8 protein-coding genes are annotated in these 14,247 nt (G+C 62.2%); 2 read left to right on the top strand and 6 right to left on the bottom strand.

The features are described 5' to 3' along the window. Window positions 1-2: 2 nt before the first annotated feature. Window positions 3-1,499 (top strand): exopolyphosphatase, encoded by a 1,497-nt coding sequence (ppx, locus tag ACK3CV_RS01085; protein WP_033636627.1) that lies wholly within the window; start codon window positions 3-5, stop codon window positions 1,497-1,499. Window positions 1,500-1,676: 177 nt separating this feature from the next. Here ppx and rep read toward each other — a convergent pair whose 3' ends face one another. After that, a complete protein-coding gene (rep, locus tag ACK3CV_RS01080; protein WP_033654001.1) occupies window positions 1,677-3,701 on the bottom strand; it encodes a DNA helicase Rep in 2,025 nt (674 codons plus the stop codon). Window positions 3,702-3,810: 109 nt separating this feature from the next. Here rep and ppiC point away from each other — a divergent pair, with 109 nt between their 5' ends. Then, window positions 3,811-4,092 carry a peptidylprolyl isomerase PpiC gene (gene ppiC, locus ACK3CV_RS01075; RefSeq protein ID WP_004934175.1) on the top strand — a complete coding sequence of 94 codons (282 nt, stop codon included), beginning with the start codon at window positions 3,811-3,813 and terminating at the stop codon, window positions 4,090-4,092. 24 nt (window positions 4,093-4,116) lie between these two features. Here ppiC and ACK3CV_RS01070 read toward each other — a convergent pair whose 3' ends face one another. The 5 genes from ACK3CV_RS01070 to bcsZ form a co-directional block, all read right to left on the bottom strand. After that, window positions 4,117-5,619: a M16 family metallopeptidase gene (locus ACK3CV_RS01070; RefSeq protein WP_033636624.1), complete on the bottom strand. Its 1,503-nt coding sequence runs from the start codon at window positions 5,617-5,619 to the stop codon at window positions 4,117-4,119. Between the two features lie 260 nt (window positions 5,620-5,879). Next, the gene (locus ACK3CV_RS01065; RefSeq protein ID WP_033636623.1) at window positions 5,880-7,166 is read right to left on the bottom strand and encodes a dicarboxylate/amino acid:cation symporter; all 1,287 of its coding nucleotides are present in this window, start codon (window positions 7,164-7,166) and stop codon (window positions 5,880-5,882) included. A gap of 274 nt (window positions 7,167-7,440) precedes the next feature. Continuing rightward, the gene (gene hmsP / locus ACK3CV_RS01060) at window positions 7,441-9,447 is read right to left on the bottom strand and encodes a biofilm formation regulator HmsP (protein ID WP_033636621.1); all 2,007 of its coding nucleotides are present in this window, start codon (window positions 9,445-9,447) and stop codon (window positions 7,441-7,443) included. 229 nt (window positions 9,448-9,676) lie between these two features. Continuing rightward, a complete protein-coding gene (bcsC, locus tag ACK3CV_RS01055) occupies window positions 9,677-13,150 on the bottom strand; it encodes a cellulose synthase complex outer membrane protein BcsC (RefSeq protein WP_164141452.1) in 3,474 nt (1,157 codons plus the stop codon). Then, complete coding sequence (gene bcsZ / locus ACK3CV_RS01050; RefSeq protein ID WP_060427093.1) at window positions 13,132-14,244, bottom strand: cellulose synthase complex periplasmic endoglucanase BcsZ; 1,113 nt, start codon at window positions 14,242-14,244, stop codon at window positions 13,132-13,134. Before bcsZ ends, bcsC begins: the two co-directional genes overlap by 19 nt. Window positions 14,245-14,247: the final 3 nt, after the last annotated feature.

Genomic DNA, 14,247 nt, shown 5'->3' with positions numbered 1-14,247 from the left:
CCATGCTCAGCTCCAGCACGCTTTATGCTGCCATCGATCTCGGCTCCAACAGCTTCCATATGTTGGTGGTGCGCGAGGTGGCCGGCAGCATTCAGACCCTGGCGCGGATCAAGCGCAAGGTGCGCCTGGCGGCCGGGCTGGATCAGAACAATCACCTGTCGCATGAGGCCATGCAACGCGGCTGGCAGTGCCTGCGGCTGTTCTCCGAACGCCTGCAGGACATTCCGCGCGAGCAGATCCGCGTCGTCGCCACCGCCACGCTGCGCCTGGCGTCCAACGCCGATGAGTTCCTGCAGGCAGCCGAGCAAATCCTCGGCTGCCCGGTACAGGTGATCAGCGGCGAAGAAGAAGCACGGCTGATTTATCACGGTGTCGCGCACACCACCGGCGGGCCGGATCGGCGGCTGGTCGTCGACATCGGCGGCGGCAGCACCGAACTGGTCACCGGCACCGGCGCACAGGCATCGCAGCTGTATAGCCTGTCGATGGGCTGCGTCACCTGGCTGGAGCGCTACTTCAGCGATCGCAACCTCGGGCAAGAAAACTTCGAGCGCGCCGAACAGGCCGCGCGCGAAATGGTGCGGCCGATCGCACCGCAGCTGCGCCAGCAAGGTTGGCAGATCTGCGTCGGCGCTTCCGGCACCGTACAGGCGCTGCAGGAGATCATGGTGGCGCAAGGCATGGATGAGCGCATCACCCTGCCCAAGCTGCGCCAGCTGAAACAGCGCGCCATTCAGTGCGGCAAGCTGGAAGAGCTGGAGATCGAAGGGTTGACGCTGGAGCGCGCGCTGGTGTTCCCGAGCGGCCTGTCCATTCTGTTGGCCATCTTCCAGGAACTGGGCATCGAAAGCATGATGCTGGCCGGCGGGGCGCTGCGTGAAGGCCTGGTTTACGGCATGCTGCATCTGCCGGTGGAGCAGGATATTCGCATCCGCACCATCCGCAACCTGCAGCGCCGCTACCTGATCGACACCGAGCAGGCCGAACGCGTCAGCCAACTCGCCGCCAACTTCTCGCAGCAGGTCGCCAACGAGTGGCAGCTGGATGCGCGATGTCGCGAGCTGTTGCACAGCGCCAGTCTGATCCACGAACTCGGCCTCAGCGTCGATTTCAAGCAGGCGCCGCAACACGCCGCCTACCTGATCCGCCATCTGGACTTACCCGGCTTTACCCCGGCGCAGAAAAAACTGCTGGCCACCCTGCTGCAAAACCAGAGCAACCCCCTCGACCTGTCGCTGTTGAACCAGCAAAACGCCCTGCCGCCGCGCACTGCGCAGCGTCTGTGCCGCATTTTGCGCCTGGCGATCATCTTCGCCAGCCGCCGCCGCGATGACACGCTGCCGGCGGTGCGGTTGCGCGCCAATCAGGACGATGAACTGACGGTGATCTTGCCGCCGGGTTGGTTGGAACAGCATCCGCTGCGCGCCGAGGCGCTGGAGCAGGAAAGCCACTGGCAGAGCTACGTCCACTGGACGCTGCGGTTGGAGGAACAGCGTTGAAATGACCAGGGCGCGATTCACGCCTGAGGTTAATGGCAAACCTGATGACATTGCCAGGTTTACAGAAGACAGCATATAAAAAATAAGGAAAATCAATTCATTGATTTTCGACTGATAACCACAAAGGAGGAAAAACCACGCTTTTTCCTCCTTTGTCAGTCATCTAGCCCTGTCTTTTTAATTCCCGCCTTTGGCCTTGGCCAGCTGGGCGCGGATATTGGCCAGATGGCTCTGCCCTTTCTGCATCCGCTCCTGCGGGCTCACCACTTTGCGCTCGGTTTCCCATGCCAAATCGTCCTGCGGCAGCTCCAGCAGGAAGCGGCTCGGCTCCGGCCGCACCAGCTCGCCGTACTGACGGCGCTCGCGGCACAGGGTGAAGATCAGCTCTTTTTGCGCGCGGGTGATCCCCACATAGGCCAGACGCCGCTCTTCATCGACATTGTCTTCATCGATGCTGCTCTGGTGCGGCAGCAGGCCCTCTTCCATGCCCACCAGGAACACGTAGGGGAACTCCAGCCCCTTGGAGGCGTGCAGCGTCATCAGCTGTACCTGATCCAGCTCTTCTTCGCTTTCACCGCGCTCCATCATGTCGCGCAGGGTGAAGCGCGTCACCACCTGGGTCAGCGTCATCGGCTCGTCCAGATCGCTGCCTTCCAGCATCTCCGTCATCCAGCCGAACAGCGTATTGACGTTCTTCATTCGCATTTCGGCGGCCTTCGGGCTGGTCGAGGTTTCAAACAGCCAGCTCTCATAATCCACGCCGCGGATCAGATCGCGCACCGCCGCCACCGGCTCACGTTCCGCCTGCTGGGCGATGCCGCCCAGCCAGTGGGTGAAACGCTGCAACGATTCCAGCCCGCGTCCGGTCAAGTGCTGGCTCAGCCCCAGATCGAAACTGGCGTGGAATAAACTCTTGTTGCGCTGGTTGGCCCACTCGCCGAGCTTCTGCAGCGTCGCCGGGCCGATCTCGCGCTTGGGGGTATTGACGATGCGCAGGAAGGCGCTGTCGTCTTCCGGGTTGGTCAGCACGCGCAGGTAGGCCAGCAAATCCTTGATCTCGGGGCGCGAGAAGAATGAGGTGCCGCCGGAAATCTTGTACGGAATGCGGTTCTGCATCAGCATCTTTTCAAACACCCGCGACTGGTGGTTGCCGCGGTACAGGATCGCATAGTCGCCGTAGTTGGTCTTTTTCACGAAGTGGTGGGCGATCAGCTCCCCCACCACCCGCTCGGCTTCGTGATCCTCGTTGTTGGCGGTCACCACCTTCAGCTCTTCGCCATACCCCAGCTCGGAAAACAGCCGCTTTTCAAACACGTGCGGGTTATTGGCGATCAGAATGTTGGCCGCCTTCAGGATACGCTCGCTGGAACGGTAGTTTTGCTCCAGCTTGATCACCTGCAGCGCCGGGAAATCTTCCTTCAGCAGCACCAGGTTCTGCGGCCGCGCGCCGCGCCAGGAGTAGATCGACTGGTCGTCGTCTCCCACTACGGTAAAGCGCGCGCGGTTGCCCACCAGCAGCTTCACCAGCTCGTACTGGCTGGTGTTGGTATCCTGGTACTCATCCACCAGCAGGTAGCGGATGCGCTGCTGCCAGCGTTCGCGCACCTCTTCGTTGCGTTGCAGCAGCAGCGTCGGCAACAGGATCAGGTCGTCGAAGTCCAGCACGTTGCACGCCCGCATATGGGCGTGGTACAGGCCGTAGCAGTGGGCGAACAGCTTGTCGCGCTCCGAGCGCGCCAGCGCCGCCGCCCGCTGGGGATCGATCAGGTCGTTTTTCCAGTTGGAGATGGTCGAAATCAGCTGCGCTACCAGCGTTTTATCGCTTTCCAGCCACTTTTCGGTCAGCTCTTTCAACAGCGCCAGCTGATCCTGATCGTCGAACAGCGAGAAGTTGGACTTCATCCCCAACGCCACGTATTCCCGCTTGATGATCTCCAGCCCCAGGGTATGAAAAGTGGAAATCATCAGCCCGCGCGCCTCTTTGCGCCCCAGGGTTTGCGACACGCGCTCTTTCATCTCGCGCGCAGCCTTGTTGGTAAAGGTCACGGCGGCGATGTGCCGCGCCTGGTAGCCGCAGTGGTGGATCAGGTGGGCTATCTTGTTGGTGATAACGCGCGTCTTGCCGGAACCGGCACCGGCCAACACCAGGCAGGGCCCGGTAACGAATTCGACGGCTTGTTGTTGGCTGGGGTTTAATCGCATGGTGCTGGCTTGCTCGGCTGTAAAACGTGGAAGGGAATTGTAGCAGAAAGCGCCGATGAGATTTAGCGGGTATAATCAGCGCAATTTTCGCATCGACAAAGGCAATACCATGGCAAAAACGGCGTGCGCCCTGCACATTCTGGTAGACAATGAAAAGCTGGCCAACGAGCTGCTGGCCAAGCTGAAGCGCGGCGTCAGCTTCGACACGCTGGCGCGCAAATACTCGAGCTGCCCGTCAAAACGCAACGGCGGCTCGCTGGGCGAATTCAACAAGGGCGCGATGGTGCCGGCGTTCGATAAAGCGGTGTTCAGCATTCCGCTGCTCAAACCTTACGGCCCGGTCAAAACCCAGTTCGGTTACCACATCATCAAGGTGCTGTACCGCAACTGAGGGGGCCTGAGCCCCCTGCTGCGATTACTGCGCGCCGGCGTCCGTCGCCGGTGCAGCCACCGCGGCGTCGGCCGGTTTGGCTTCCTCCGTCACCACCGCCGGCGCCGGCATCATGATGCCGTCATAGGTTTCCTGCAGCTGCTTCATGCTCATTTCCGGCTCGCCCTTCGGCTGCATCAGCACCAGCGTCGCCTCCTGAGAAAGCTGCAGCTTCAGCGCCTGATTCAGCGTCTCCAGCGTCAGGCTGGACAGGAACTCCTGGCGCAGCTTCTGATACAGTTCCGGCGCGATATCCACCACCCCGCTCTGCTGCGAACGCAGGCGCTGGCTCATCAGCACATCGGTGTCGGTGCGGGCGTAGGTCGCGAACAGCTTGCTCAGCTGATCGTTTTTCTGCGCCAGCAGCGCATCGAATTCTTCTTTCGACAGGCCGTTGTCACGCACGTTGGCCAGCTCGCGGGCGATAAAGCCCAGGCTGCCGTTCAGGTTGTTGTTCGGCGTATCCAGATGGATGGCGCACTGCCCGCGCTGGTACTGCACGCGGCAGTCAAAGCCCAGATGCAGGCTCTTCTGGTCGCTTTTTTCCAGCGTCTGCTGAAGATGCCAGAACAGCGCCTCGCGGGCGAGATCGCCACGCCAGTAACGAAGCAGGCTCTGCGAATCGCGAATCGGATGCCACGGCGAATCCCACATGATCGACAGCGTATCCTGTTTCACCTGCTCGCTGATCAGGCTCACCGGCTGTTGCGGCAGCGGCGTCAGAGTCGGCATCGGGGCCGGGGTTTCACGTTTGCCCTGCAGCGGCGAGAACGCCTTGTTGATCTGCTCGCCCAGGCTGCGGCTGTCGACCTTGCCGACAACGAACAGCGTCATGGCATCCGGGGTATACCACTGTTGATAGAATTTCTTCAGCTGTTCGAGGTTGACCGGCCGTTTCGCCGGCTGCGCCGGATCGTGCGCCAGCAGCGTCGAGCCTTTCAGGCGGTAACGCCACCAGACGTCTTGGGTATTGGGCGGGAAAGTGCCGACCGGATTGATGGTGGAGTTCATCACTGCGTGCACCGTATGCTCGTCGATCGCCAGTTTGCCGGTGGTGTCCGCCAGCCAGGCCAGCGCTTCTTTCAGCAGGTCGGGCCGGTTATTCGGCAGGCTGAGATTATACATGGTGAAATCATACGAGATGATAGCCGGCGGCAGCGGCCGCTCGTTATCCACGCTCTGCTGCCACAGGGCGCGCAGCTGCGGCGCGGTAAAGCTTTCACTGCGCGTCAACGCCAGCCGCGGCAACAGCTGGGCGAAGCCGGTCTGTTGCGAAGACTCCACCAGAGAGCCGGTATTGACGATCAGCCGCAGTTCCACGCGGTCGCTTGGCCGCTGCGGCGTATCGAGAATTTGCCATGAAAACCCGTTGGCCAGCGCCCCCTGCTGCCAGGCAGGATCGGGTTGTAGTGCTTCAGCCTGCACGCTGCTACTGGCTGCAGCCAATAGCAGCCCACCAACTATAAGATGAATTCTGGTGCCCTGCATGTGAACCCCTACTTAATGACTATCCAATTTCTTATGCAAATGCGTGTATTCCATTCAATGGAATCATAAAAATACGCCCTGAGTTTCACAGTGGGGCGGAAAGCAGAAAGTGTACCATCGTGTTAGACCGCGCGCCTTTGCGGATGTCACTCATTAGAGTGAAAAATAATAGATAGCGGGGTTTTTAATGCAAGAAATCGTTACGAGGCAGGGGGAAAACCTCACCGGCCGCGGCTGCGGCCGGTGATTCGCCGTCAATATCAGGCGGAAGGCAGCGTTTTGTCCGCGCCGGCGTTTTTGTTGTTCAGCGTGGCTTTCAGCTGTTTCTCATCCAGTTGGCCGCACCACTTCGCCACGACCACGGTCGCCACCCCGTTGCCCACCAGGTTGGTCAGCGCGCGGGCTTCCGACATGAAGCGGTCGATGCCGAGGATCAGCGCCAGGCCGGCCAACGGTAGGTGGCCGACGGCGGAGATGGTGGCGGCCAACACGATAAAGCCGCTGCCGGTCACGCCCGCCGCCCCTTTGGAAGAGAGCAGCAACACCACCAGCAGGGTAATCTGATGCATGATGTCCATGTGGGTGTTGGTCGCCTGCGCGATAAACACCGCGGCCATGGTCAGGTAAATAGAGGTGCCGTCCAGATTGAAGGAGTACCCGGTCGGGATCACCAGGCCCACCACCGATTTCTTGCAGCCCAGCCTCTCCATTTTATCCAGCATGCGCGGCAGCGCGGACTCGGACGACGAGGTTCCCAGCACGATCAGCAGCTCTTCTTTGATGTAGTTGACGAATTTGAAAATGCTGAAGCCGTTGGCGCGGGCGATGCTGCCCAGCACCACCACCACGAACAGGATACAGGTGATATAGAAGCACACGATCAGCTGGCCGAGTTGCACCAGGGTGCCAACGCCGTATTTACCGATGGTAAACGCCATGGCGCCGAAGGCCCCCAGCGGCGCCAGGCGCATGATCATGTTGATGATGCCGAAAATCACCCGCGAGAAGCTGTCGATCACGTTGAAGATCAGCTGCCCCTTTTCACCCAAGCGATGCAGGGCGAAGCCGAACAGCACCGCGAACAGCAGCACCTGCAGAATGTTGCCGCTGGCGAATGCGCCGATCACGCTGCCGGGGATGATGTCCAGCAGGAACGGGATGATGCCCTGCTGCTGCGCCTGCTCGGCGTAGACTGCCACCGCCTTGGCGTCCAGCGTGCCGGGATCGACGTTCATGCCGGCGCCCGGTTGCACCAGGTTGACGATCACCAGGCCGATAATCAGCGCGATGGTGCTGACGATTTCAAAATACAGCAGCGCGATGGCGCCGGTGCGGCCCACCGCCTTCATGCTTTCCATGCCGGCGATGCCGGTCACCACGGTGCAGAAGATCACCGGGGCGATGATCATCTTGATCAGTTTGACGAAGCCATCGCCCAGAGGTTTCATCTCGGCGCCGAGGTCAGGGTAGAAGTGGCCAAGCAGGATACCCAGCGTGATCGCCGTCAGCACCTGAAAATAGAGGCTCTTAAAGATCGTTGTTTTCATATGAACATCCTATGGGGGGAAGACACGCACCAGGCAGCAGTCTAAAAATCCAGCCTGTTCATTGCTTGCGCGGAAAATAACACCCACTTAACAACATGGAAATAATTTGTTGCACCCGCCCCTGGGAGTTGATGTGAATTTAAGAGCTGAAACGCGTCAGTCGGGGTGCAAAGCTGAAAATTGCGTAATGCTTTGTTTGCACTAACGCAAAAGAGGTAGAAGAAGAATGGCGATTTTCGGACGGGGAAAAGTACCGGAAAGGTAAACGCGCCGCTCACGGCGCCGCGCGGCAGAACTCGGCTTCGAACGCTGCGCGCGGCAGCGGCCGGGCGAACAGGAATCCTTGCCCGCTGCGAATGCCGTGTTGCAGCAGGCAGTCGCGCTGCTCGGCGTTTTCCACGCCTTCGGCCATCACCGGCAACGCCAGCACTTCGGAGATCGCACTGACGATGCGCACCATCGCATCGTCGGCCGGCAGCCCCTGAATGAAGCTGCGGTCGATTTTAATCAAATCGATCGGCAGGGATTTCAAGCGGTTCAGGTATTCCAGACTGGAGTAGCCCATGCCGAAGTCGTCCAGCGCGATCGACAATCCCAGATCGTGCAGCTCGCGCAGCAGCGCCAGCGCGCGGTCGAGATCGTCGATGCGCACCGTCTCGGTGATCTCCAGCAGCAGCTTGCGCGGGTCTATCCGATACTGCGCCAGCAGGTTTTTCAGATGCGGGACGAACGCCTCATGCTGCATCTGTATACCGGAAACGTTGACCGCCAGCGGCAGCGCAATGCCGCGTTGCTGCCAGTCCGCCAAGATGCGGCAGGACTCTTCCAGCACCCAGTTGCCGAGAGGCACGATCACGCCCAGCTCTTCCGCGAGCGGGATAACGTCGGCCGGCAGGGTATAGCTGCCGTCATACTGCTGCCAACGCAGCAGCGCTTCGGCGCCGATCACCTCGTTGGACTGCATGTCGATCTGCGGCTGCAGGAACAGCGTAAAATGCCGCTGCTCGATGCCGTGCAAAATCTCGCTCTCCTGCGTCAGCCGCTTCTGCGTGCGTTCCGTCAGGCTGGGCTCGAAAAACAGGATCTGATTTTTTCCTTCACGGTGGGCGGACATCATCGCCGAGGTGGCGCTGCGCAGCAGCTGTTCCGCACTTTCCCCCTGATTGAGGTAGTGCGCGATGCCGATGCTGGCGTTGGGCCGCAGCGCCAGACCTTCCAGGGTCAAGGGCGCGTTGATCTCCGCCATGATGCGTCGCGCCAGCTGCATGGCGTGGAACGGCCGCTCGGTCCCCTTGGCCAGGATGGCGAATTCGGTATTGCTCAGCTGCGCCAGCACGCCGTTTTCGTCGATGCAGCCGCGCAGCTTCTTCGCCAGCGCCAACAGCAGCGCTTCACGCATCGCCGGGCTCATCACGCCCGAGGCTTCATGCAGCGTCTCGATGCCGATCACCAGCAGGTTAAAACGCTCGGGGCGCAGGCTGGAGGCGATATGCTGTTCCAGCAACGCGTTCAGCAATGCCGGATTCGGCAGTTCGGTCACCGGATGGCGGGTGCTCAGGCGGCTCATGTCGGCATGCGCCTTGGCCAGCGTCTGTTGATTGCGGTTGTAGTTGCGCACCAGCAGGCCGAGCTCGTCGTCCTGGTGCAGCGTCGGCAGCATCAGCTGGTGGTAGGGCGCTTCGTCCTGCGAGATGTTTTCCAGCTCTTTGGCCATCGCGCGCAGCGGATGCACCATCAACCGGTTCATGCACCAGGTGATGGCCACCGACAGGATCAGCGCCAACAGCAGGTAGGTCGACAGCATGGTCGACAAAATGCTGCGGATAAACTGGTACATGCGGAACGAATCGGCCTGCAGCACCAGATAGGCCAGCGGCTGCTGGTTGGCCGGCACCCGCTCCAGCGAATAGAGCGGCACGGAAATTTGGATCGGCAGCTCAAACAGCCGGGCGATCAGCGTCGGCACCGGCCGCTCCGGCGGGAAATTGGCGTGCAGCGCCTGAAATTCGTTCGGCAAGACGATATCCGCCCGGCTGAGAATGCCGACCGGCAACAGCGTGTTCAGCACCTTTTTGGCTTCCGGCACGTCCATGCGCAGCACCGCTTCCGCCAGCGGCTGGCGCACGGATTGAGCGATATTCTCCAGTTGCTGGGCGTAGTCATCCCTGCGCTGCTGCACAAAGTGGAATAACTGGATCACGATAAAGATGCAGATCGTGACCAGCGCCACGCCGGACACCGTCGCCATCTGCTTAATCGTTAACGAACGCCTGACCCGCAAACCTGCTCTCCGTGAAATCGGGCTGAAACAAAAAAGGGGGCTGACTCTCACCCGCCCCCTCGAACCGGGCTGATTATACTCGATCATCGGCTGTTTTTATCTGGCTATGCCGCAGGCAAAACCAAGAAAATCGCGGGTTTCAGTCTTTTCCTAAAGCGAACAAACGCGACCCGGACACAGGGTAACAAAACTCCCCGGTGTCCGACACTCCGAATCTTTCCCCTCCCGGCTACTTGAAGTCGGCGTAAGGCGTCAGCGGCTGCGGCGGCAAATCGAGATCCCCCTGCCAGCCGGCCAGGGAATAGCGCAGATAAATCAACGCGTGGCTCGGCGTATAGTCCTTCGCCTGTTGAATGTCGATACCGGCGCCGAGCGTCCAGTGCGAACTGAGACGGCGTTCGACGATAGCCCGCAGGGTATAACCGACGCCGCTTGAGGAGCTGCCGTCCTCGACGGCGAACTTATCGGGCAGCGAATCCGGGATCAGCCCCTGCAGCGGATAGCGGCGCTGGCTGTCGGTTTTCGAATGGGACAGCGAAACCGAACCGCCCAGCTCCCACGACCAGTTCTCGGTGCGCTGGCGATAGTTGACCGGCAGCGACAGCGACAGATATTGCTGCGGGCTGTAATAGCCGCCCTGCCCCAGCGAATAGCCGCTCAAATCCTTCTGGTAGTGCCACAGCATGGTATTGAGCCCGACGCTCAGGCGGCGATTGTCTTCGTTGATCAGCTTGTAGTAGTAGCCGGCCATCAACCGCTGCCGCTGGTTATCCGCCACGTTCTTGCCGGTAATCTGGTGCGCGCTGAGATCGGCCCACACGCCGTTCGCCTCGCCGCGATCGTAGCTGGCGCTCAGGCTGACGCCGGTAGCGCGCACGCCGCCCCAGGTGATGCCGGTGTTCGGATCCTTGGCGCCGCCGAACGCCAGCAGCGAGCTGGAGATAGGCCGCCGCGAGGCTGCCAGCGTCCAGCCGATGTGGTTCCAGTCGCCGCTGTAGGCCAGCCCGCCGGTCCAGTCGACCACCTCGAAGCCCATCGGCGTCGTACCGATATCGGCGGCCCAACGATCGTTTTTCCAGCCGGCCGCCACGCTGGTGCCGGTGGATTTCTGATGTTCATCGCCGCGGCACCCTTGCGTGTTGCAAGTGCCGAAGGTCTCGTAATAGTGGCCGCTGCCGTCGGTCGAGAAGCGGCCGGCGTCCAACTGCACGGTGTCGGTGCGCAAAAAGGCGCGCCCGTCATACAGCGGCATGTCCACCTGCAGCATGGTGTCATGCGCATTGAAGTCGGAAATACCGCCGGTGCCGCTCGAGCGCCAGTAATCGTGGTCGAGCGTGACGTTCACGTCTTGCTGCCGGTACAGATCCGCGGCCTCGGAACGGATGCCGCGTTTCAACCAGTCGTCGCCCGGGTTATTGTGCGTCAGAGAGGTGTAGGTGTCATTGTCCTGCGGCAACGTCGGCGTGATGCCGCCGGCCACCATCGCCTGCCGGTAATCCTGCTGCGCCCGCTCCGGCTGCCGCTGCGCCCGTTCCAGACGGGCGGCGTCGCGGTAGATCAGCGCTTTGGTCTGCCCCACGGGCTCTGCGGCCGCCGCCGTTTTCAGCCGGCCGAAGATAGCTTCGGCCTGCTGCGGATCGCCGACCGCGCCCCAGGCGTTGGCGACCCGCCGTTGGCTGTTGAGCGAAGCGTCTTGCGGCTGCGGTTCGGTTTGCAGCCGCTGGCGCGCCGCGTCCAGATCCCCCTGCGCCACATAGGCTTCGATCTCGCCCAGCTGCGCATCCGGGTTGTTCGGTTCGCGCCGTTTCACCCGCTGATAGTCGCCCAGCGCCGCCGCATACTCCCCGCGCGCCAGCGCCCAGTCGGCCAGCAGCAAATCGATGCGGGTGTCCGCCGGCTGCCGGCGCAGATAGGCTTCCGCCGCCGGTTCGTCGCCGGCCGCCCGCAGCCCTTCGGCATGTGCAATCACCGCCTGCATTTTTAGCCGCTGCGCCAGTTCGCGCATGTTGTCGTTCCACTGCGCCGCAGGCAGCGTATTGAGCTGCGCCAGCGCCTGGTCGTCGCGATCGCTGCCGGAAAGGTAGAGCGCATAGGCATAGGCCAACTGCGGATTGGCGCGCTGACGCTGCGCCAGCTGCCGGAATAAGGCGTCCGCCTGTTGCGGCTGCCCGGCCTGACGCAGCGCCTGCGCATAGCGATAGGTCAGCCAAACGTCGTCGGGATCCATCGGCTGGGCGCGGCGATAGATTTCCGCCGCCTGTTGCCACTGCTGCTGCGCCGCCAGCGTCTGCGCCTGTTGCTTCAACATATCGAGCCGCAGCCCGTCGAGGGTGCTGCGCAGCTTGGCCTGTTGGCTGCGCGGCAGGCCGTTGAGGTAGGCCAGCGCTTTTTCCGGCGACTGGCGTTGATAGAGATTCACCAGGCCGCGCAGCGCGCTGCCGTTACCGGGATCGCGCCGCAGCGCCTGCTGATAAAACCCTTCCGCCGCAGCGTCATCCTTGCTCGCCACCGCCACATCGCCCAAGCCGATAAACGCATCGCCGTCGCGGTCGTCGAGCTGGCGCGCCTGCTGGTATTTCTGCCTGGCCAGCGCAAGATTGCCGGCCTTCAGCGCCTTGTCGCCTTCGTCTATCGCCAGCCAGTAACTGGTGCTCTTGATCAGGCTTTGCCACTTGCCACTGTCGTAGCCGTTCGTGTCGGCGGCAAGCGCCTGGCGGAACAGCTTCAACGCCTGCGGGCGGTTGCCGGCGCGCGAATAGGCCTGGCCGAGCGCGCCCAGCACCTCGGCGTCGTTCGGCGTCGCCGCCAGCGCCTTTTGCAACGCCGGAATGGCCGCCCGGCTGCCGCCTTTATCCACCTGCGCCAGGCCGCGCACCCGCGCCTGATACGCCGGATCGGCCAACAGTTTCTGCTGTCTGGCCAGCTCTTCGCGGGCGCTGGTCGCCTGATCGCCGGTATCGAACACGCCGAGGAAACGGTTGAGCGCCGCCACGCTTTGCGCGCTAACCGGCATCGCTTTGACCTTGTCCAACCACAGATCGGCGGCATCGCCGCGCCCGGCCGGATCGGCGGCGATCTTCTGCAGCAGCTCATAGGCCTGCGCGTCCTGGTTCTGACTGAACAGCATGCGCGCCAGCGACATGCGCAGCGCCACGTTGCCGGAATATTGCTGATCCAGCGCCTGCAGCTGCTTCAACGCTTTCGCCTCCTGCCCCGGCAAACGCGCCACCAGCCGCCAATATTCCACCGCCAGATCGAGCGTCGGCGGCTCGCCGTGGAACAGCGCATCGTACTGCGCCTTGGCCTCCGGCAACCGGCCGGCGGTCGCCATCAGGCGCGCCTGCTGCAGCTTCTGCCGGGTTTCCGGTTGCGTCAGCAGCATGTTCATTTGCGCCTGGCGATAGGCGCTGGACTGCGGCGCGAGGGTTTTCAGCTTATCCAACTGCTGCTGCGCCAGCGCCATATTGCCCTGTCGCAGCGCCAAACGCATGCGCGCGGCGATCACGTCCGGGTTGTTCGGATCCATCAACTCTAGCCGGTACAGCGACTGGCGCACCAGATCGTCCTTGTTGCCGGCCTCGCCAATGCGCACCTGTTCCAGCAGCCACTGCTCCGGGGCCACGGCTTCCGCAGCGCGCGCCTGCGGCAGCATCGCCAGGCTCAGCGGAATCAAATTCAGCCAGTTTATTTTGAAGTTGTGCATTGGCCGTCCCACGAGGGTTGCAATTCACCCTGACGATTAAAGCGATAACGTTGTTGATCCCACCCCTGGCCGAACAGCGTCAGCGAGGCGCTGAAATAGGCGTCGTCCCCCGGCGGATGTTCGCTGATGCGTTGCCGCTGTGTCGCCAGCGCCTCAGCCTGCGTCGCCAACATCGGCAACATCGAGGCGGAAAAGCCGACCGGGCCGCCGCCGGTGGTTTTGCCGCTGGCGGTATCGGTTTTCTCCGGCGGCACGCCCTGTTTGGCGGTGAGCTGCGCCATCGGCTGAAAACGTTCGAGCAGCGCCGCCTTGTATTCATCGTCGTCCGCCAGCATGCCGGCCCACAGATAAACCCGAATGGCGTCGTAGCTGCCGACGTTCGGCTTGACGGGATCCGGCTGCCAGCCGGCGCCGACCTGCCACACCACCCAGTCCGGCGAGAAGCCGTGCGGCGCGGTGTCCAGCCACAGCCGTTGATTGACCTGGCGCATCGCGCGCCACGGGCCGTTCAGCGCCGCAAAACGCGCCAACAGCTGCGGCGGCAGGTAGCTGGGATTCAGCCGCCAGCGATCGTCCGTCACGAACCCGACTTTGCCCGGCAGCAGCATCAGGCCCAGGCCGGGAATGTCGGCCACCTCCTCGCGGCCGATGCGTTGCAGCAGCAGCGTCCCCAGGGTTTGATAGCGCCGGCTTTTCCACAGGCGGCCGGCTTCGAGCAGGTTATAGGCGATCCACAGATCGGCGTCCGACGCCGAGTTGGCGTCCAGCACCTTCCACTGTTTGTCGTCGCTCTCGCCCCACAGCCAGGCGGGCAAACGGGCGCTGAGATCGCCCGCCGCCAGATTGTTCTCCGTCCAGGCCAGCAGCAGATCGAAGGTCGGCCGGTCGTTGGCCACCAGGGCGAAGAACAGGCCGTAGCTCTGCCCCTCGGAGGTGGTGATTTTGTTCGGGCTGCTCGGATCGATCACCCGCCCCTGCGGGCTGATGTAGAACTGCTTGTACTGTTGCCAGCCCGGCCACTCGCAGGCCGCCGCGGCGCTGAAGGCGCACAGCAGCAGCATGCCGAGCGACAGGCGTTGCAGCATGGCGTTCACCAC

Source organism: Serratia sp. TSO36 (assembly GCF_057808395.1).
The sequence above is the reverse complement of the archived record's forward strand: the minus strand, read 5'-3'. Positions and strand labels throughout refer to the sequence as shown.

What these genes read in the sequence shown, in the direction of transcription:
- rep (WP_033654001.1), bottom strand. Translation starts at nt 3,701, where the DNA reads ATGCGATTAAACCCCAGCCAACAACAAGCCGTCGAATTCGTTACCGGG.
- ppx (WP_033636627.1), top strand. Translation starts at nt 3, where the DNA reads ATGCTCAGCTCCAGCACGCTTTATGCTGCCATCGATCTCGGCTCCAAC.
- ACK3CV_RS01065 (WP_033636623.1), bottom strand. Translation starts at nt 7,166, where the DNA reads ATGAAAACAACGATCTTTAAGAGCCTCTATTTTCAGGTGCTGACGGCG.
- ppiC (WP_004934175.1), top strand. Translation starts at nt 3,811, where the DNA reads ATGGCAAAAACGGCGTGCGCCCTGCACATTCTGGTAGACAATGAAAAG.
- ACK3CV_RS01070 (WP_033636624.1), bottom strand. Translation starts at nt 5,619, where the DNA reads ATGCAGGGCACCAGAATTCATCTTATAGTTGGTGGGCTGCTATTGGCT.
- bcsC (WP_164141452.1), bottom strand. Translation starts at nt 13,150, where the DNA reads ATGCACAACTTCAAAATAAACTGGCTGAATTTGATTCCGCTGAGCCTG.